Raw genomic sequence first — 19,163 nt, forward strand, 5'->3', positions numbered from 1 at the left:
CGGAGGCGTCACGGTGCAAGGGTGAAGACTGCTGGACGATTGACTGGGACGCTCGTCCCACAGTACGGTGCTGGACACAGAGCAAGGAGGCTCATCGTGCATCAGGCATCCGTCCGTCCAACCCCCTCCCCGCGCGGGTGGCGATCCCCGACTTTCCGGATGCGACGGCGCCGATCTGTCGGCGCTGCGCTCGCCGCCGCGGCTGTCGTCCTCGGCCTGGCGGCCGCACCGGCCGCCGCGGCCGCACCCGATGCGACAGCCGTGACGACGGCGCCGGGCGCCGGCGCCGTGGCATCCGCTTCGGCATCCGACGGCTGGTGGGATGCCCCGAATCGACCGGCCGAGGAGGTCGAGCTCAACGTCTCCGGCGCGCCGACGACCTCCGGCCCCGGCGAGCCGGTGCGCGGGTACATCGACTCGCACACGCACCTGAACTCGAACGAGGGCTTCGGGGGCCGGCTGATCTGCGGTGCACCCTTCTCCCCAGCGGGCGTCGCGGATGCCCTGAAGGACTGCCCCGACCACTACCCGAACGGCGAGCTGGCGATCTTCGAGAACCTCACCGGGGGTGCGAACGGCACGCACGATCCGGTGGGCTGGCCGACGTTCGCGCACTGGCCGAGCACCACCTCGCTCAGCCATCAGGCCGCGTACTACGCCTGGGTGGAGCGCGCCTGGCGTTCGGGACAGCGCGTGCTGGTGAACGATCTCGTCACCAACGGCGTGATCTGCTCGCTGCCGATCATGGCCAAGGATCGCTCGTGCGATGAGATGACGGCGATCCGGCTCGAGGCGAAGAAGGTGCGTGAGATGGAGGCGTACATCGACGCCCTCTACGGCGGGCAGGGCAAGGGCTTCTTCCGCATCGTCACCGACCCCGCGCAGGCGCGTGAGGTGATCCAGCAGGGGAAGCTGGCGGTGGTGCTCGGCGTCGAGATGAGCGAGCCGTTCGGCTGCAAGATGATCCTCGACGTCGCGCAGTGCTCGAAAGCCGACATCGACCGCGGGCTCGACGAGTTCCAGGGGCTCGGCATCTCGAGCATGTTCCTCTGCCACAAGTTCGACAACGCGCTGTGCGGCGTGCGCTTCGATCCCGGCACGATGGGCACGATCATCAACGTCGGGCAGTTCTACTCGACGGGCACGTACTGGAAGACCGAGGCGTGCCGCGGGGCGCAGCACGACAACCCGATCGGCAACGCTCCGGTGCCCGACGGGCTCGAGGGCGCCGATCCGCCGACCTACCCGTCCGGCGCGCAGTGCAACGTGCGCGGCATGACGAAGCTGGGCGAATACGCGCTGCGCGCGATGATGGATCGCAACATGATGGTCGAGCTCGACCACATGAGCGTGAAGGCGGCAGGTCAGGCGCTCGACGTGCTCGAGGCCGAGCAGTATCCCGGCGTGCTGTCCAGCCACAGCTGGATGGATGCCGGATGGACCGAGCGCCTGTACCGCCTCGGTGGCTTCAAGACCTCGTACCCGCATGCGGCCGAGGAGTTCGTCGCCGACTGGCGCGACGAGAAGGCGCTGCGCGAGAAGTACGACAAGGGATACGGATTCGGGCTGGACTTCAACGGGCTGGGCGGGCACCCCGCCGGCGGCTCGGCGCCCGTCGAGGTGCAGTATCCCTTCACCGCGGCCGACGGCTCGACCGTCGTCGAGCGACAGGTCAGCGGGCAGCGCACCTTCGACATCAACGTCGACGGCTTCGCCCACACCGGTCTCACGCCCGACTACCTCGAGCAGGTGCGCCTCGCCGGCGGCGGTGCCGAGATCGTCGACAGCATGATGGGCGGCGCGGAGTCGTACCTGCAGACCTGGGAGGCGACGCGCGGGTTCCAGAGTGCGACGAACATCGCCACCGGCAAGGGCGCGTACGCCAGCTCGAACGAGAACAACCCGTTCACGAGCTACGCCGCCAGTCGCGCCGTCGACGGCAAGGCGTCGACCCGATGGGCGAGCGGCAACTGGGGCGCGAGCCCGCAGTGGATCCGCGTCGACCTCGGCGAGCAGCACCGCATCGACCGGGTCAGCATCGACTGGGAGAAGGCGGTGGCGAAGTCGTACGAGATCCAGGTGTCCGACGACGCCGCCGCCTGGCGCACGGTGTGGTCGACGACGACCGGTGACGGCGGCCTCGACACGGCGACGTTCGACGCGGTGACGACGCGGCACGTGCGCGTGCTGTGCACCGAGCGCACGACGACGTACGGCTATTCGATCAAGGAGATCGGGGTGTACCCCGGCTGAGGCTGCGGTCAGTCCAGCCCCGCGGAGATCTCCTCGATCATCTGCGTGATGCGGTGGCGGGCCTCGAGCAACCGGCGGACGTCGGTCTCGAGGCTCGCCAGCCGTGTGGTGGTTGCGTCGTGCCTGCCGGCGATGTGCAGGTTCGCACGGATGCTCATCGCCGCCCCTGACAACCCCGCGGCGAGCGATTCCATCGCCACCGCCAGGTCGACTGCGATGTGCGGATTGCCTGCCGAGGCGAGCACCTGCGCGTCGGAGGTGAGCAGGATGCCGATCGCCCCGAGCCTCGCCACCGACTCGGCGGCGTCGACGGCGGCGGCGCTGACCTGCTCGTCGCGCTGCGGGTCGTCGGACGGCAGTGCCAGTGCCGCCCCGAATCGCACCGACAGCACCCCGTCGGCCTCGACGGCCTGCAGCACATCCGCGCGATGGCGCTCGAGCCGCGCCGCGCAGGCCGACGCGGCAGCGCTGTCGGGCGTGTACCCCGCCACCATGCCCATCAGGGCGGCGGCGACTCCGAGCAGCACGCCGGTCGCCGCCCCGCCGCCGGGGGAGCCGTTGGGCTGGCTGAGGGCGTCGAGCCAGGCATCCATCGGTCGGGATGTCGGAACGTGTGCGGAGTCGGGATCGGCCATGCGGGCCACACTACGACGGTCTCATCCATGACGCCGCTGTTGACGACTTCTTCACGCGCGACGTCGTCGGCGGTGCGATGCGCGAAGCGCACTGCACCGCCGACGTCGCAGAGCTGTGTGGAGGATGGTGCTGCGTGCTGAGCTTGTGACCCGCGCGCATCGGGTCGCGACGTTCGTGGGCCGACCCGACCATTCCGCTCCTCTGTGATGAACGTTCTGTTTGCTCAGTAAAGACCGATGACCATGCGTGCGCAACCGATGCGTCACCGGCTGGACAATATGACTAGTGTTGTGAGCGAACAGACGTCAGGAGTGAACACCATGACCGCTTCGCTCGACGCGACCGATCGACGCATACTTCTCGCAATGGATGACGACCCGCGGATGCCGGTGGCGATCCTGGCGCAGCGTCTGAACCTCGCACGCGGAACCGTCCATGCCCGGCTGGAGCGGATGAAGACGGCCGGCCTGCTGCGCCCGCATTCCACCCGCCTTCGCCCGGAGGCGCTCGGCCGACCGGTCGCCGCGTCCGTCCGCGCGGAACTCGACCAGCACCAGATCGCCGAGGCCATCGACGCGCTGAAGAACATCCCGGAGGTTCTCGAGTGCTTCGCTCCTGCGGGCGATGATGATCTGCTTCTGCGCGTCGTGGCGGCAACACCGGATGACCTGTACCGAGTCAGCGAGGAGATCCGGCTCTGCCCCGGTATCGTGCGCACCTCGACGAGTCTGTTCCTGCGCGAGGTCATCCCGTACCGAGTCACCGGTCTGCTGAGCACGCCCGAGACGCCCGAGAAGAGGTAGCGGTGTCTATCCCCGCGAGAGATGAGGCGGGCAGCCGGTTGGGTGCTGTCAGGGCAAAGCAAAACCCCCGCCATGTAGAAGCTAGGCGAGGGTTTCTGGGCTGATTGTAATGATCAGCCGTGTGGCTCCGACCGGCATCGATCCGGTGACCTTTCGATTTTCAGTCGAACGCTCTACCAACTGAGCTACAGAGCCGTGCGGCACATCGTGATCTGCCGCATCTTAGACGAAGAGCCTCCTCGAAAGAAGGCTCATCGCTCAGAGCGACCCTGACGGGACTTGAACCCGCGACCTCCGCCGTGACAGGGCGGCACGCTAACCAACTGCGCTACAGGGCCATAACTTTTCAATTGTATCGGAAGAGTGACCCCAACGGGATTCGAACCCGTGCTACCGCCGTGAAAGGGCGGCGTCCTAGGCCGCTAAACGATGGGGCCGAAGAGATTCCCGGGGGTTTCCCTTGCCGACGCTCAAGCATAAGGGCTGTCGCGGAGAAAAACGAAATCGAGGGCGAGTCGGCTTACATCCCGGGCGTTTCGGGAGGACTATGGACAGACGAGAGGCGCGTCTCGTCTTCCCGCATGGCTGCGGTGAGGCCGGCACCTGGTGCGACTGTGACGAATGTTGTTACTGTTACAGCTGTGAATCCGGCGGAAGGAGCCGAGTGAACGAGGACATTACTGCGGATGCCCGGTCCGCAGGGGCCGACTGCGGCTGCGCCCCGACTGCTGCAGAACGCGAGGCCCTCTGGTCGCGCTCGAAGCTCACCCGCCGAAGCGCTCTGGCCGTCGGCGCCCTGAGTGCCGTCGCCCTCTCGGCATTCGGCATCTCTGCGACCACGCCGCCGGCCTACGCCGCCGGCTACCCCAGCTGGGATGACGTGCAGCGCGCCAAGGCCAGCGAAGCGGCGAAGGCGTCGGAGATCACGCGCATCGAAGCGCTGATCCAGCAGCTCACCGATCAGGCAGCCGCCGCCGAAGCCGCCGCCCGCACCGCCGGCGAGGAGTTCTTCGCCGCGCAGCAGGCGTACTTCGACCAGGCCGCCAAGGCGGACGACCTCCAGGCGCAGGCCGACGAGCAGGCGAAGATCGCCGCCGACAGCGCCCGTAAAGCCGGCCAGGTCGCCAACCAGCTGTACCGCAGCGGCGGTGACGAGGCGGCCCTCGAGCTCTTCCTCTCCGAGTCCTCTACCGGAGCCGACGACCTGCTCGCTCGCCTCGGCAGCATGGACAAGCTCGTCGAGTACAACCGCACGGTCGCTGAGCGCGCGGCATCCGCTCGCGACACCGCCCAGTCGCTGAGCAACCAGGCATCCACTGCCCGCGACGAGCGCGACCGGCTGCAGAAGATCGCCGAAGAGAAGATGCAGGCCGCGCAGCGCGCCGCCGACGCGGCGGAGGCCGCGCTCGAGGAGCGCAAGACCAACCTCGTGACGCTGCAGGCGCAGCTCGCCGCGCTCAAGGACAACACCACCGCGACGGTCGCCGGCTATCAGGAGGGCGAGCGCATCCGGAAGGAAGAGGAAGCGCGTCGTCGCGCCGAAGAGGCCGAGCGTGCGCGTCGGGCTGCTGAGGAAGCCGCCAAGAACAACCAGGGCGGCGGCGGCGGCGGTGGCGGCGGTGGGACCGGCGGCGGTGGCGGCGGCGGGACCGGATCCGGTGCCTGGCGACGTCCGCACGGCGGGTACATCTCGTCGCACTTCGGCCCGCGCCCGCCGGTGTGCACCGGCGGCGTCTGCCGCTCGACCAACCACGGCGGCACCGATTTCGCCAACGGATGCGGCGCGCCGATCTACGCGGCATCGTCAGGGCGGGTGGATGCCGCGTTCTACAACGGTGGCTTCGGCAACTGGGTGCGCATCCAGCACGGCGGCGGCATCTCGACCAGCTACGCCCACATGTCGGGCTACGCCGTCTCGCACGGCCAGCAGGTCAGCGCCGGTCAGGTCGTCGGGTACGCGGGCAACACCGGCGCTTCGCAGGGATGCCACCTGCACTTCGAGGTGTACATCAACGGCGGCCGCACCAACCCGTACAACTTCCTGGCTGCCCGCGGCGCGATCTGATCCGCAGCGCAGCTGAGAACGACAGAACCCCCGGCCGCGCGGCCGGGGGTTCTCGCTTCGACAGGCTCAGCGACCCAGGGGACGGCTCAGCCGACCCGGGTAAGGGTCAGTGACCGTCGTTCGCGAAGCGCTCGATGGCCTCGTCGAGGATGCGCTGCGCCTCCGCGGCGTCGCCCCATGCGTCGACCTTGACCCACTTGTTGGGCTCGAGGTCCTTGTAGTGCTCGAAGAAGTGCGCGATCTCCTTCTTCGTGTACTCGGGCAGGTCGTCGATGTCCTGGATGTGCGCCCAGCGCGGGTCCTTCGACAGCACGGCCACGAGCTTGTCGTCGCCGCCGGCCTCGTCGCTCATCTTGAGCACGGCGACCGGTCGCACGTTCACGACGACGCCGGGGAAGATGGCGTGGTCGAGCAGCACGAGCACGTCGAGCGGGTCGCCGTCCTCGCCGAGCGTGTTGTCGAAGTAGCCGTAGTCGGCCGGATAGCCGAACGTGGTGTACAGGACGCGGTCGAGGTGGACACGACCGGTCTCGTGGTCGACCTCGTACTTCACGCGGCTGCCGCGCGGGATCTCGATGACGGCGTCGTGTGCGCCCATGTGCTGTTCTCCTTGGAATGACGGTCGGATGCCGGGCACCAGCCTACCCGCGCAGCCGCAGCAGCCCTCGCTCGAGCGGCCCGACCAGCACGAGCAGCAGCAGCGCGAGATAGCCGATCGGGTGCACGAACGCCGCAAGGACGAGCGCGACGAAGAACAGGATGACGGCGGCGATGTCTCCGGCGCAGCCGCGTCGCAGGACCTCGGCTGGGATGTCGGCGAGGTCGTGATGGCGCAGCAGGTAGAGCTTGCCGGTGAGCGTGGTGACCTGCGTGAGGATCAGTGTGCCGATGTATACGGCTGCCTGTGCTGCATCCATCGACAGCTGACCCAGCATCGCGGTCGGCACCGGCAGCCACACGATGGTCAGCAGCCAGCCGGTGTTGACCCACAGCAGGGCCGGCGAGACCGCCGTCACCCGGCGATAGACCCGGTGGTGCTCCATCCAGAAGGTCGCGATGAGCACGAAGCTGAGTATGAAGCTGATCAGCTGTCCCGATGTCTCACGAAGGAACTCAGCCGTTCCGATGCCGCGTCCGGCCGCGTCCGTGACCGACTCCAGCAGCGGCAGGATCAGCAGTGTCATGGCGATCGCGACCACCGCGTCGGTGAACGCCGTGAAGCGCTCTGGCGCGAACCGGGTCGGCAGCATCGCCTTGCTCACGGCCCCAGGGTAAGTCCGCACGCGCTGCGCGCGCCACCGCTAGCGTGGAGTCGTGCCCTCGCTCGATCCCGCCATCGCCGAAGTCCGACGCGCCGTGCGCGCCGCCCTCAGTGTGCTGCCCGACGGGGCTACGGTCATCGTCGCCCTCTCCGGCGGTGCCGATTCGCTTGCGCTGACCGCCGCCACCGTCTTCGAGGCGCGAGCCCGTCACATCACCGTGCTGAGCCTGACCGTCGACCACCAGCTGCAGGACGGCTCGGACGTGGCTGCCGCATCCGCAGCCGTCGCCGCCGAGAGCATCGGCGTGCACGACGCGCTGCAGACGAAGGTCTCGGTCATCAGTGGCGGCGAGGGTATCGAGGCCGCCGCGCGAGAAGCCCGCTATGCGGCGATCGGAAGCATCGCTCGCGCGGAGGGCGCCGCCGCCGTGCTGCTCGGTCACACCCTCGACGACCAGGCTGAGACCGTGCTGCTCGGCCTCGCACGCGGCTCGGGGGCGGCGAGCCTGCAGGGCATGGCGCCGGTGCGCACGAGCGACGACGGGATGCTGTGGATGCGCCCGCTGCTCGGCGTGCGCCGCGAGACCACGCGACGGGCCTGCGCGGCATCCGGGGTCGAGGTGTGGGACGACCCGCACAATCTCGACAGCCGCTACGCGCGCGTCCGCACCCGCGAGCGCGTGCTGCCGGTGCTGGAGGCCGAGCTCGGCCCCGGCATCGCCGAGGCGCTCGCGCGTACGGCCGAGCAGCTGCGCGAGGATGCCGAGGCGTTCGAGGAGATGATCCACGAGACCATCGAAGACATCGTCGAGCACGCCGAGGCGGGCATCGCCGTGAGCGTCGCGGCGCTCGCCGCGAACCCCGCGGCGCTGCGCAACCGAATCATCCGCCTCGTCGTCGACAGCGAGTTCGGCGTCGGCCTGACCCGCACGCAGACGCTCGAGGTGGCGCGTCTGGCCATCGACTGGTCGGGTCAGGGACCGATCGATCTGCCCGCGTGCACCGCTCGGCGGGCGGGCGGGCAGATCGTCTTCAGCGCGCGGTAGCCGCTACTTCCGGCCGCCGAGCAGTCCGCCGAGGATGTCGCCGAGGCCACCGAGCCCGCCGCCGGACGATCCGCCGCTCGAGCCACCCGAGCTGCGGCCACCGCCGAGCAGACCGCCGAGGATGTCGCCCAGGCCGCCCCCGCCCGAGCCGCCCTTGGTCTTGTTCGCGATGATGCCCATGATGATCGGCGCGAGGATCGGCAGCAGCTTGCCGAAGTCGATGCCGCCCGCCGTCTTCTCGCTCTTGTTGAGCTTCTCAGCTACCTCGCCTTTGCGCTCGCCGAAGACGTGCTTCACGATCTTCTCGCCGTCTGCCTGATCGACATCGTCGACCGTGGACGCGCCGGCGAAGCCGCCGTGCCGGTTCAGCGCCTTCTCGATCGCCGCAGACCCCTCCCCGCTCTCGGCGTTCTTGGCCAGTCCGCCCAGCAGAGTCGCGCCGCCCTCCTTCACCGCCTGCCGCGCGATTTCGGGGCTGACGCCGAAGCGCTTCGCGATGTCATCCACCGGCACCTGGTTGAGAATCTCGTCGACGTTCATGTCTTCCCTCCCTGCAGGACGGATGCCCCGCTTCACCGCTCACAGTAGTGGGGACGCATAAGCGGATCGACCTAAGATCGATCCATGCGCGCTGCCGACATCCAGGACGACCTCAGCCAGATCCTCGTCACCGAGGAGGAGATCCTCGCGAAGCTCGATGAGCTCGCAGCCCGGGTCGCCGAGGATTACGCGGGCAAGGACCTCATCCTCGTCGGCGTGCTCAAGGGCGCCGTGATGGTGATGGCCGACTTCTCGCGCGCGCTGCCGATGGACGCCTCGATGGACTGGATGGCCGTGTCGAGCTACGGCGCGAGCACCAAGTCCAGCGGCGTGGTGCAGATCCGCAAGGACCTCGACACCGACCTGCACGGCAAGCACGTGCTCATCGTCGAGGACATCATCGACTCGGGTCTGACGCTCAGCTGGCTGCTCGAGAACTTCGAGTCGCGGGGTGCGGAGTCGATCGAGGTGCTCGCTCTGCTGCGCAAGCCCGAGGCGGCGAAGGTGCAGATCGACTGCCGGTACGTTGGCTTCGACATCCCGAACGAGTTCGTCGTCGGCTACGGACTCGACTACGCCGAGAGCTACCGCAACCTGCGCGATGTCGCCGTGCTGGCGCCGCACGTCTACAGCTGAGTCTCGGTGGGCTCAGGGACCCAGGGTGGGCTCGGGCCCTTCGGCAGGCTCAGGGACCCAGGGGGACTCAGGGACCCAGGGGGGACTCAGGGACCCAGGGGGACTCAGGGACCCAGGGGGACTCAGGGAGCCAGGGCGGTACGCCTGTGGTGAACGTTCAGCGGACGCCTGAGTGCCGAGCGGTACGCTGAACGCATCATGGACGTCAAGAAGGTCTCCCGCAACCCGCTGATCTACATCGCGTTGATCGGCGTGCTGCTCTTCGCCGGCTTCCTGCTGATCTCGAACCTCTCGGCGCCCGCGCAGGTGACCGTGCAGCAGGGTCTCCAGCTGCTCGAGGGCGACACGGTGACGAAGGTCGTCAACACCGACGGTGACCAGCGGGTCGACCTCACGCTCTCGAAGGAGTTCGAGGGCGCGAAGAACGTGCAGTTCTACTACGTCGAGGCGCGCGCCGACCAGGTCGTGAAGGCCATCGACAGCGCCGACATCAAGGCGAAGGACGTGACCGACGTCGTGCCGCGCGCGACATGGTTCGACGGCTTCCTCTCCCTCCTGCTGCCGCTCGTGCTGCTGGGTCTGCTGTTCTGGTGGCTGCTCTCGTCGATGCAGGGCGGCGGCAGCAAGGTCATGCAGTTCGGCAAGTCCAAGGCCAAGCTCGTCAACAAGGAGACCCCGACGGTCACCTTCGCCGACGTCGCCGGCGCGGAGGAGGCCATCGAGGAGCTGCACGAGATCAAGGAGTTCCTGCAGGATCCCGCCAAGTTCCAGGCCATCGGCGCCCGCATCCCGAAGGGCGTGCTGCTGTACGGCCCTCCCGGTACCGGCAAGACGCTGCTGGCCCGCGCCGTCGCGGGTGAGGCCGGAGCGCCGTTCTACTCGATCTCCGGATCTGACTTCGTCGAGATGTTCGTCGGCGTGGGAGCCTCCCGCGTGCGCGACCTGTTCACGCAGGCGAAGGAGAACGCTCCCGCCATCATCTTCATCGACGAGATCGACGCCGTCGGACGTCACCGCGGCGCCGGCATGGGCGGCGGCAACGACGAGCGCGAGCAGACGCTCAACCAGATGCTCGTCGAGATGGACGGCTTCGACCCGAACGCGAACGTCATCGTGATCGCGGCGACGAACCGCCCCGACATCCTCGACCCCGCCCTGCTGCGCCCCGGACGCTTCGACCGCCAGATCGGCGTCGACGCGCCCGACATGAAGGGCCGCCAGCAGATCCTCGAGGTGCACGCCAAGGGCAAGCCGCTCGCGCAGTCGGTCGACCTCGAGGTCGTCGCGCGGAAGACCCCGGGCTTCACGGGTGCCGACCTCGCGAACGTCCTCAACGAGGCCGCCCTGCTGACCGCTCGCTCGAACGCGCAGCTGATCGACAACCGCGCGCTCGACGAGGCGATCGACCGCGTGATCGCAGGTCCGCAGCGGCGCACCCGGGTGATGAAGGACAAGGAGAAGCTCATCACCGCGTATCACGAGGGCGGCCACGCCCTCGCCGCGGCGGCGATGAACTACACCGACCCCGTCACGAAGATCACCATCCTGCCGCGCGGCAAGGCGCTCGGCTACACGATGGTCATGCCGCTCGACGACAAGTACTCCGTCACCCGCAACGAGCTGCAGGATCAGCTGACCTACGCCATGGGCGGCCGTGTCGCCGAGGAGCTCGTGTTCCACGACCCCACCACCGGCGCGTCGAACGACATCGAGAAGGCGACCAGCATCGCCCGCAAGATGGTCATCGAGTACGGCATGACCACGCAGCTCGGCCCGGTCAAGCTCGGTTCCGAGGGCGGCGAGCCGTTCGCCGGTCGTGACATGGGCCGCGGACGCGAGTACTCCGAGACGATCGCCGAGCGCGTCGACGCCGAGGTGCGCGCGCTGATCGAGCAGGCGCACAACGAGGCGTACCAGGTGATCAGCGAGAACCGCGACATCCTCGACCGCCTGGCCCTGGCGCTGCTCGAGGAGGAGACCCTCGACCACAACCAGATCGCCGAGATCTTCACCGAGGTGCGCAAGCTCCCCGAGCGCCCGCTGTGGCTCTCGAGCGAGGAGCGCCCGGTGTCGACCCTGCCCCCGATCGCGGTGCCCCGTCGCGTCGAGGAGGGCGTGGCCGCGCAGAGCGTGCATCCGACCGACTCGGCCCGCACCTCCAGCGCGCCCGCGACCGGCGGGCAGGCCCGACCGGCGACGGCGTGACGTGAGCGTCGACAGGGCGCGCATCGAGCGGCTCACCCGCGAGCTGCTCGAGGCGATCGGCGAGGACCCCGACCGTCCCGGGCTCACGCAGACCCCGAGTCGCATGGCCGAGCTGTACTCCGAGTTCTTCGCCGGCGTCGGCGAGGATCCGGCGGCGCACCTCGCGCGCACCATCAGCGTCGCGCGAGGGCCGGCGCCCGACACGCTGCCCTCCGGTGCGGTGCTGCTGCGCGACATCCGCTTCCGCTCGGTCTGCGAGCACCACCTGCTGCCCTTCGCCGGCGTCGCGCACATCGCGTACCTGCCGGGCGAGCAGGTGGTCGGACTGGGCGCGCTGGTGAAGGTCGTCGAGACGCTCGCCACCCGCCCGCAGGTGCAGGAGCGGCTGGGCGAGCAGGTGGCGGATGCCATCGCCGGCAGCCTCGACACCCGCGGCGTGCTCGTCGTGCTCGACGCCTCGCACGGCTGCGTGACGATGCGCGGCGGCCGGCAGCCGCTCGCCACCACGGTGACCATCGCGGCGCGTGGCGAGTTCGTCGAGCCGGCGGCGCGGGCCGAGCTCATCGCGCTGATCGGCGGCCCTTCGGCAGGCTCAGGGACCCAGGGTGTGGGCTCAGGGAACCGGGGCGGCGGGGAGCACGGATGACGGGCATCTGGGGCATCCTGAACATCACCCCCGATTCGTTCAGCGACGGCGGCCGGTACGTCGAGCTCGACATCGCCATCGCCCGCGCCCGCACCATGCGGGCGCTCGGCGCGACCATGATCGACGTGGGCGGCGAGTCCACCCGGCCCGGTGCGGAGCGCATCGGCAGCGTCGAGGAGCAGCGGCGCGTGCTTCCGGTGATCGAGGCGCTCACCGCCGGCGGCATCCCGACATCGATCGACACCCTCAACGCCGACACCGCCGCCGCGGCCGTGCGCGCAGGTTCCCGCATCGTGAACGACGTCTCGGGCGGGCTCGCCGACGAGCGGATGCTCGCGACGGTCGCCGATCTCGATGCCGACATCGCCATCGGACACTGGCGCGGACCGTCGGCCGACATGTACGCCCGTGCGCAGTACGTGCGGATCGCCCGCGAGGTCGCATCCGAACTGCGCGAGCGCGTGACCGCGGCGGCCGTCGCCGGGATCGCCCCGTCGCGCGTCATCCTCGACCCGGGCATCGGCTTCGCGAAGTCGGGGGAGCAGAACTGGGACGTGCTGCGCGGGCTGGACGAGATCGTCGGGCTCGGACACCGCGTGCTGATCGGCACGTCGCGCAAGCGCTTCCTCGCCGAGACCCTCGACGGCGAGGCCGACCAATCGCGCCGCGACCTCGCGACGGCGGTGACGAGCGCCCTCGCCGCCCGAGCGGGAGCGTGGGCGGTGCGGGTGCACGACGTGGGCGCGACCCGCGACGCCCTCGCCGTGGCGAGTGCGTGGGATGGAGCCTGACATGAGCGAGCTCGACGAGATCACCCTCACCGGACTGACCGTGTTCGGCTATCACGGCGTGTTCGACTTCGAGCGCCGGCAGGGCCAGGAGTTCACGATCGACCTCACGCTGCAGCTGTCGCTCGCGGCTGCCGCCGCGTCGGACGACGTGGCCGACACCGTGCACTACGGCGAGCTGGCCGACAGGATCGCGGGGATCGTCGCGGGCGAACCGGTGAACCTCATCGAGACTCTCGCTCAGCGCATCGCCGATGCGACGCTGGACGACCCGCGGGTGCAGAACGTCACGGTCACCGTGCACAAGCCGCACGCGCCGATCGAGCAGGCCTTCGCCGACGTGTCGGTCACTCTCCGGCGGGGGAGGCGATGATGGATCGACGTCTCACCCACCTCTCCGACCTGCCCGACCCGCGGCCAGGGCGCGAGCCGCAGGTCGCGGTGATCGCACTCGGCTCCAACGAAGGTGACCGGGGGGAGATGCTGCGCGCCGCGGCCGAGCGGCTGCGCCGTCTGCCGCTGGTCGACGAGCTCGTGATGTCGGACCCCATCGAGACGGTGGCGGTGAAGCTCGACGGTCCCGACCCCGACGCACCTGCGTATCTCAACGCCGTCGCGCTGATGACCACCCGTCTCGCACCGCAGGTGCTGCTCGGCATGCTGCATGCGGTCGAGGAGGAGCAGGGCCGGGTGCGACGCGCGCGCTGGGGCGACCGCACGCTCGACCTCGACCTCATCGCGTACGGCGACTTCACCAGCGACGCCGAGCATCTGCAGGTGCCGCATCCGCGGGCGGCCGAGCGGCTCTTCGTGCTCGAGCCGTGGCTCAGCATCGACCCCGACGCCGTGCTCCCCGGGGCAGGACGCGTCGACGAGCTGGTGCGCAGGCTGCGCACATCGGACGATCGATGAAGCGCACCTCCGCAGCGTCGCTGCTCGTGCTCGCGCTGCTGGCGACCGGCGCGGGCTTCGCCTTCGACCACATGCTCACCGTCACCGGTCGCGCCACCTTCACCCCCTCCGGCTTCCTGCCCGTGCTGCTCGCGCTCATCGCGGTCACCGTGCTGCTGCTGGCCCTGCCGGTGCGACGCAGCACCCGCGGCGGCCGGCGGATCGATCCGTTCCGCGCGCTGCGCGCCGCGACGCTCGCACGCGCGTCGAGCCTGCTCGGTGCGATCATGCTCGGTTTCGGAGCCGGCCTGCTGCTCTTCCTCTCCACCCGCCCGGTGCCGGCGCCGGTAGGGTCGGTGGTGGCGATGATCGCCCTCATCATCTGCGCAGCGCTGCTGGTCGGGGCGGCCCTCATCGCGGAACAGTTCTGCACCCTGCCGAAGGATCCTGATGAGCGACAGCCAGATGACACCGCCTCGTGAACCGAGCCTGACGCCGCCCGCTCCCGCGGCGGCCGACGTGCTCGACGAGGGCACGTACTCGGGCATCCGCACCCCGCGCGGCCGCGGTGCCCTCGCGCTCGACGGCACGTGGCATCAGATCTCACCGCGTTACGTGACGTCGCAGTTCGTGCAGAACGCGATCATCATCGTCCTCGTCGCGATCGCCGCGGCGGTCGCCGCCTTCGCGCTCGACATGACGTGGGTCTGGATCCCCGCCGGTGTCGTCATTGCGATCGACCTCGTCACGCTCGCCATCCTGCCCCGCCAGGCCAGGGCACTGGGCTACATGATGCGCTCCGACGACATCGTCTTCCGCCGCGGCATCCTGTGGCAGCGGATGGTGGCCGTGCCCTACGGGCGCATGCAGCTCGTCGACATCACGCAGGGTCCGCTCGACCGTGTCTTCGGGCTCTCGCAGCTGAAGATGGTCACCGCCGCTGCCGCCACCGGCGTGCAGATCCCCGGGCTCACGCAGGCCGCGGCCGAGGCGCTGCGCGACGCCCTCATCGAGGTCGCCGAGACTCGACGGACCGGTCTGTGAGCACTCCCGAGCATCCCGCAGCCGCGCCCGGCGCTCTGCCGCAGGGCGGATCATCGTCGCTCGCCGACGGCGACTGGCACCGGATGCATCCGCTCACGCCCCTGTTCAAGGGCGGCCTCACGCTGCTGGTCGTGGCGGGCATCATCATCACCAACATGCGCGACAAGCTGATCGACTGGGTCGTGCGGCTCTTCGCTCCCGACTCGGGCTTCCGCACCAGCGGGGGTGACCCCGTCGACTGGGTGCTCGAGAACAACCTGGTGCTGCTGGCACTGCTCGCCGTGCTCGGGCTGGTGGTGCTGCTCATCGCCGTCTTCTGGTTCCTCTGGCGCTTCCAGCAGTTCCGCATCACGGGCGAGCATGTCGAGATGCGCAAAGGGCTGCTGTTCCGGTCGCACCGGCGCGCCCCGCTCGACCGTGTGCAGGGCGTCAACCTCACCCGTCCGTTCCCCGCGCGACTGATCGGCCTGGCGAAGCTCGAGGTCGTCGGCGCGGGCAACGACGCCAACGTGCCGCTCGAGTACCTGTCGACCGGGATCGCCGAGGCCGTGCGCGCCGACATCCTGCGGCTGGCGGCCGGTGCCCGCAGCGCGCGCCTGCAGGCATCCGGAGCGACGCCCGCCCCCACCGCTCGCGAGGCGCTCATCGGGTCGATGAACGCGGGAGTCTCGGGACTGATCGAGGGCGTCGACCTCGCCGACGTCGCACCCGAGAGCGTCGTGAAGATCCCCGCCGGGCGGCTGATCGGATCGCAGCTCGTCTCGGCGGTGCTGTGGGTGCTCTTCTTCGGCGCCATCTACGTCGTCTCGATCATCGCCATGTACCTCGGCATGACGGCCGACGGCGAGAATCCCGCCGACATCGCGCTCGCGGTCGTCGCGCTCAGCCTCGGCATGGGCATCCCGCTGATCATCGCCGTGGTCGGCATCACCTGGGCCCAGATCTCGAAATCCCTGCGCTACTCGATCGCGTCGACGCCCGACGGCGTGCGCATCACCTTCGGTCTGCTGACGACCATCACCGAGACCCTGCCGCCGGGACGGATCTTCGCCGTCGAGGTGTCGCAGTCGCTGCTGTGGCGACCGTTCGGCTGGTGGACGGTGAAGATCAACCGCATGACCGGCAAGAGCGCCGCGCAGCAGTCCACCAGCAACGCGCAGCAGTTCAACATCGTGCTGCCGGTCGGCCGCCGCGCCGACGTGGAACGCGTGCTCGCTCTCGTGCTGCCCGGGATGACACCGACCGAGGTCTCCGAGCTGTGGGAGAGCGGGGTCATGGGTCCGGCGGCCGACGACCCGTACCGCACCATTCCGGCGCGGGCCGCCTGGCGGCGCCCCCTGTCGTGGAAGCGGCACGGATACCGCCTCTCCGAGCACGCCGTGCTGGTGCGCCGCGGGTTCCTGTGGCGACGGCTGTCGGTGTTCCCCCTCGCGCGGCTGCAGAGCGTGTCGATCTCGCAGGGGCCGATCGACCGGCTGCAGCGTGTCTCGCACGGGCAGATCCACTCGGTCGCCGGTCCCGTCACGGGCACCCTGTCGGGTCTCGAGCGGGATGACGCGATTGCGCTGCTCGACGGCGTCAGCCGGGCGGCCGCGCTCGCCGCATCCGCCGACCGCACGCACCGCTGGGCCGAGCACGACGCGGGACCGGCGTCGTCCGTCGTCGAAGCGGAGCAGCCGCGCGACGCGGCCGTGCGTGCCGACGGCGCGACCGTGCGGCCGGGCGACGAGGCCGTGCGCGCCGACGTCGAAGCGGTGCAGCCGCCGGGATGGGGGCAGCGATGACGCGAGACGGACGGCTGGGCATCGGCATCATCGGCGCAGGCCGGGTCGGACCGATCATCGGGGCCGCGCTCGCCGGCGCCGGCCACGCGATCACCGGCATCACCTCCGGCTCGGATGACGACCGCGCGGCCGCCGTCCTGCCCGGCGTGCCCGTGCTCGACGGCCTGGAGGTCACCCGGCGCAGCGAGCTCGTCATCGTCGCCGTGCCGCACGACGAGCTTCCCCGACTGGTCGGCGGGCTCGCCGAGTTGGGCGGATGGCAGATGGGCCAGCTCGTGCTGCACACCGACCCCGCGTACGGCACCGACGTGCTGCGCCCGGCTGCGGAGCGCGGGGCGATCCCGCTCGCCGTGCATCCGGCCATCTCGTTCACCGGCACCACGATCGACCTGCGCCAGCTTCAGGCCGCCTTCGCCGCCGTGACCGCACCCGCGGCCGTGCTGCCGATCGCGCAGGCCCTGGCGGTGGAGATGGGCTGCGAGCCGGTCGTCATCACCGAGGAGGATCGCCCGGCCTACGCCGAGGCGATCGCCACGGCATCCGAGTTCTCCCGCTCGATCGTGCAGCAGGCGACGAGCCTGCTGCGGGGCGTGGGAATCGACAACCCCGGCGGCTACCTCTCGGCGCTGGTCGGCTCGACCGTCGAGCAGGCGCTGCGCGCGGCATCCGACCCGCTCGCCCCACCCGCCGAGTACTGACCGGCGTCCGGGGGACCGGTCAGCGTCCGCCGGAGAACCCGCCGCTTCCGCCGCCGCCCGAGAACCCGCCGCCGGTCGATCCGCCGGAGGAGCTCGATGACGTCGTGTAGGTCGCCGAGGCCTTCACCGACTTCGAGTAGCCCGACAACCGCGACGAGATCGAGACGCCCGCGGCCGTGTCGATCCATCCCGGCCCGCCGCCGGCGTTCGAGTACGCGGTGTCGAGCACCCGGCTCCAGCTCTTCTCCTCGCCGAACAGCATGGCGTAGGGCAGCAGCTTCTCGTACACGTGGATGACGTCGACAGTGCCGTCGCTGCGGCGCTCGGCGCCTTCGGCCGACTGCAGCATGCGCAGCCGGTCGGCCTCGGCGACGCGGATGAACTCCTTCACACCCAGCAGGTACTCGTGCTGCTCTGCACCCGAGGGGGTGAGCACGGTGTGCCTGCTGAAGGCGACGATCGACGAGAACAGCACGACGATGAACGCGAGCGACAGGGCGACGACGCCCAGCGGCAGCAGGTCGCGATCACGCGTGATCGCCCAGATGAACAGCGCGCCCGCAGCGACGAACCCGGCGATCGCGGCCCACCCGAACGCCATGGCACCGCGACTTCGCTCCTTGGTCGTCCAGCCGCGCGAAGCGGCCGCGTTTACGCCGCGACGCACCAGCTTCTCCATGCGCGTGGCGAACTTCGTGCTCTTGCGGGGGATCGTGCGCACGGTGCGCTGACCGCCGACGACCGCATCCATCATCGCGCGGTCCAAGGTCGTCACGGCGGCGTCGCGATCGACCCGGCGCACCACCGGTCGCGCACTGCCGGGCTCGTCCTCCAGGCGGATCGCGCCGCCCACGGCCAGGTGCACCAGCTGCGCGGGCACCGGGTTCGGGGCGCCGGGAATCAGCGGCGCGACGAGCAGTGGGGGCATGTCGGCGGGGACGTCGAACTGGGCGACGATGATGCCCGTCGCCTTGCGACGGCGCCGCACGAACAGGCTGAGCGAAACCCACGCGCCGGCAGCGAGGACGATCGCGCCCGCGCTCGCGACGGCGGGGCCGAAGTCGGCGAGGGCGTCGGGTCGACGGGCCGGCGGCTGGGTCGTCGTGCCCGCGGTGAACCCGATCGCCACGGTCACGCCGTCGCCGGCCGCGCGCTCGCCGGAGGTGACGGTGAACACCTGCGCGCCGTCTTCGGAGCGGGGCCCGGAAAGCGTGCAGGGATCGTCGCTGCCGTAGTACCCCTGATAGCACGCGACATCGCCGGTCAGAGCGGCACCCAGCTCGCCGGAGAAGGCGAGGTCGGCGCGGAAGCGCCCGATGGGCTGCGTGCTGCGCAGCGGCAGCAGGTCCCAGTAGAACTCGTCGTTGCCCGAGGCCGAGCCGATGACCATGAAGTCGCGCATCGTGTACTCGATCACGTAGGTGGTCGAGCCGTGCACGTAGTCGTCGGTTCCGGTCAGCACGAGCAGCATGCCGTCCTCGGTCTCGGTCTCGAACGGAACCGGCTGCCCGTCGGCATCCGTCACCGAGACGATGTGCAGGCTCAGCCCGGCGCCCTCGTACCGCTGCGGATACCCGCGGATGATGCCCTTGTTCTGATCGTGCTGCGGGAACTCGGCCACCAGCGTCTCGGTGACCTGCGCGACCGCGCGACCCTCGTCGTCGAGCGAGACGTCGTAGCGCGCGTCCCACGACGAGTAGGAGAAGTCGTCCGCATCGGCGGTGGCCGGGGCGACCGGCAGCAGCGCGGCGAGCAGCCCGACGGCGAGCGCGAGCGCGACGAGCGCTCTCCGGGCATCGAGCAGGGCGGGGATTCGCTGAGCACGCATGTCGAGAGGCTACCCCGGGAGCCGTCGGCAGCTCTCAGG

At 69.9% G+C, this 19,163-nt stretch carries 19 protein-coding genes and 3 tRNA genes; 14 read left to right on the forward strand and 8 right to left on the reverse strand.

The features are described from left to right. Positions 1-159 precede the first annotated feature (159 nt). A complete protein-coding gene (locus ACWIDW_RS08955) occupies positions 160-2,253 on the forward strand; it encodes a galactose-binding domain-containing protein (RefSeq protein ID WP_454124627.1) in 2,094 nt (697 codons plus the stop codon). Positions 2,254-2,261: 8 nt separating this feature from the next. Here ACWIDW_RS08955 and ACWIDW_RS08960 read toward each other — a convergent pair whose 3' ends face one another. Then, positions 2,262-2,888, reverse strand: coding sequence for a cyclodeaminase/cyclohydrolase family protein (locus ACWIDW_RS08960; protein WP_454124629.1), 627 nt, complete (start codon positions 2,886-2,888; stop codon positions 2,262-2,264). Positions 2,889-3,209: 321 nt separating this feature from the next. Here ACWIDW_RS08960 and ACWIDW_RS08965 point away from each other — a divergent pair, with 321 nt between their 5' ends. Then, positions 3,210-3,692, forward strand: coding sequence for an Lrp/AsnC family transcriptional regulator (locus ACWIDW_RS08965; RefSeq protein ID WP_452322421.1), 483 nt, complete (start codon positions 3,210-3,212; stop codon positions 3,690-3,692). A 122-nt stretch (positions 3,693-3,814) separates the two neighbouring features. On the opposite strand, the gene ACWIDW_RS08970 is transcribed toward ACWIDW_RS08965, so the two are convergent. The 3 genes from ACWIDW_RS08970 to ACWIDW_RS08980 all read right to left on the reverse strand — a co-directional run bounded on the left by ACWIDW_RS08970 (position 3,815) and on the right by ACWIDW_RS08980 (position 4,129). Next, a tRNA-Phe gene (locus ACWIDW_RS08970) sits at positions 3,815-3,887 on the reverse strand. Positions 3,888-3,956: 69 nt separating this feature from the next. Continuing rightward, a tRNA-Asp gene (locus tag ACWIDW_RS08975) sits at positions 3,957-4,030 on the reverse strand. A 26-nt stretch (positions 4,031-4,056) separates the two neighbouring features. Beyond that, positions 4,057-4,129 (reverse strand) — tRNA-Glu (locus tag ACWIDW_RS08980). 227 nt (positions 4,130-4,356) lie between these two features. Between ACWIDW_RS08980 and ACWIDW_RS08985 the strand changes: the two genes are divergently transcribed. After that, positions 4,357-5,757: a M23 family metallopeptidase gene (locus ACWIDW_RS08985; RefSeq protein ID WP_454124630.1), complete on the forward strand. Its 1,401-nt coding sequence runs from the start codon at positions 4,357-4,359 to the stop codon at positions 5,755-5,757. Positions 5,758-5,863: 106 nt separating this feature from the next. Here ACWIDW_RS08985 and ppa read toward each other — a convergent pair whose 3' ends face one another. Both ppa and ACWIDW_RS08995 read right to left on the reverse strand, forming a co-directional pair. Further along, a complete protein-coding gene (gene ppa, locus ACWIDW_RS08990) occupies positions 5,864-6,355 on the reverse strand; it encodes an inorganic diphosphatase (protein ID WP_454124631.1) in 492 nt (163 codons plus the stop codon). A 43-nt stretch (positions 6,356-6,398) separates the two neighbouring features. Beyond that, positions 6,399-7,019, reverse strand: coding sequence for a TMEM175 family protein (locus tag ACWIDW_RS08995; protein WP_454124633.1), 621 nt, complete (start codon positions 7,017-7,019; stop codon positions 6,399-6,401). 52 nt (positions 7,020-7,071) lie between these two features. Between ACWIDW_RS08995 and tilS the strand changes: the two genes are divergently transcribed. Continuing rightward, positions 7,072-8,064 (forward strand): tRNA lysidine(34) synthetase TilS, encoded by a 993-nt coding sequence (gene tilS, locus ACWIDW_RS09000; protein ID WP_454124634.1) that lies wholly within the window; start codon positions 7,072-7,074, stop codon positions 8,062-8,064. Positions 8,065-8,067: 3 nt separating this feature from the next. Here tilS and ACWIDW_RS09005 read toward each other — a convergent pair whose 3' ends face one another. Continuing rightward, positions 8,068-8,604 carry a DUF937 domain-containing protein gene (locus tag ACWIDW_RS09005; RefSeq protein ID WP_454124636.1) on the reverse strand — a complete coding sequence of 179 codons (537 nt, stop codon included), beginning with the start codon at positions 8,602-8,604 and terminating at the stop codon, positions 8,068-8,070. 84 nt (positions 8,605-8,688) lie between these two features. On the opposite strand from ACWIDW_RS09005, the gene hpt reads away from it, so the two are divergent. From hpt to ACWIDW_RS09055, 10 genes are all read left to right on the forward strand, one after another. After that, the gene (gene hpt / locus ACWIDW_RS09010) at positions 8,689-9,240 is read left to right on the forward strand and encodes a hypoxanthine phosphoribosyltransferase (protein ID WP_454124638.1); all 552 of its coding nucleotides are present in this window, start codon (positions 8,689-8,691) and stop codon (positions 9,238-9,240) included. A gap of 198 nt (positions 9,241-9,438) precedes the next feature. After that, positions 9,439-11,445, forward strand: a complete 2,007-nt coding sequence (gene ftsH, locus ACWIDW_RS09015; RefSeq protein ID WP_454124639.1) for an ATP-dependent zinc metalloprotease FtsH — start codon at positions 9,439-9,441, stop codon at positions 11,443-11,445. Position 11,446: 1 nt separating this feature from the next. Further along, positions 11,447-12,091, forward strand: a complete 645-nt coding sequence (gene folE, locus ACWIDW_RS09020) for a GTP cyclohydrolase I (protein ID WP_454124640.1) — start codon at positions 11,447-11,449, stop codon at positions 12,089-12,091. Beyond that, positions 12,088-12,882 carry a dihydropteroate synthase gene (gene folP, locus ACWIDW_RS09025; protein ID WP_454124641.1) on the forward strand — a complete coding sequence of 265 codons (795 nt, stop codon included), beginning with the start codon at positions 12,088-12,090 and terminating at the stop codon, positions 12,880-12,882. Before folE ends, folP begins: the two co-directional genes overlap by 4 nt. A 1-nt stretch (position 12,883) precedes the next feature. Continuing rightward, positions 12,884-13,252 (forward strand): dihydroneopterin aldolase, encoded by a 369-nt coding sequence (gene folB / locus ACWIDW_RS09030; protein WP_454124643.1) that lies wholly within the window; start codon positions 12,884-12,886, stop codon positions 13,250-13,252. After that, complete coding sequence (gene folK, locus ACWIDW_RS09035) at positions 13,252-13,791, forward strand: 2-amino-4-hydroxy-6-hydroxymethyldihydropteridine diphosphokinase (protein ID WP_454124645.1); 540 nt, start codon at positions 13,252-13,254, stop codon at positions 13,789-13,791. Before folB ends, folK begins: the two co-directional genes overlap by 1 nt. After that, positions 13,788-14,252, forward strand: coding sequence for a DUF3180 domain-containing protein (locus tag ACWIDW_RS09040; RefSeq protein WP_454124647.1), 465 nt, complete (start codon positions 13,788-13,790; stop codon positions 14,250-14,252). Before folK ends, ACWIDW_RS09040 begins: the two co-directional genes overlap by 4 nt. Beyond that, positions 14,236-14,814, forward strand: coding sequence for a PH domain-containing protein (locus ACWIDW_RS09045; protein WP_454125300.1), 579 nt, complete (start codon positions 14,236-14,238; stop codon positions 14,812-14,814). The genes ACWIDW_RS09040 and ACWIDW_RS09045 overlap by 17 nt, the downstream gene beginning before the upstream one ends. Continuing rightward, positions 14,811-16,598 carry a PH domain-containing protein gene (locus ACWIDW_RS09050; protein WP_454124648.1) on the forward strand — a complete coding sequence of 596 codons (1,788 nt, stop codon included), beginning with the start codon at positions 14,811-14,813 and terminating at the stop codon, positions 16,596-16,598. Before ACWIDW_RS09045 ends, ACWIDW_RS09050 begins: the two co-directional genes overlap by 4 nt. Then, positions 16,595-17,296 carry a DUF2520 domain-containing protein gene (locus ACWIDW_RS09055; protein ID WP_454124650.1) on the forward strand — a complete coding sequence of 234 codons (702 nt, stop codon included), beginning with the start codon at positions 16,595-16,597 and terminating at the stop codon, positions 17,294-17,296. The genes ACWIDW_RS09050 and ACWIDW_RS09055 overlap by 4 nt, the downstream gene beginning before the upstream one ends. Positions 17,297-17,315: 19 nt before the next feature. Here ACWIDW_RS09055 and ACWIDW_RS09060 read toward each other — a convergent pair whose 3' ends face one another. Next, positions 17,316-19,124, reverse strand: coding sequence for a DUF2207 domain-containing protein (locus ACWIDW_RS09060; protein WP_454124651.1), 1,809 nt, complete (start codon positions 19,122-19,124; stop codon positions 17,316-17,318). Positions 19,125-19,163: the final 39 nt, after the last annotated feature.

It is taken from the genome of Microbacterium sp. NPDC055312, assembly GCF_053645675.1.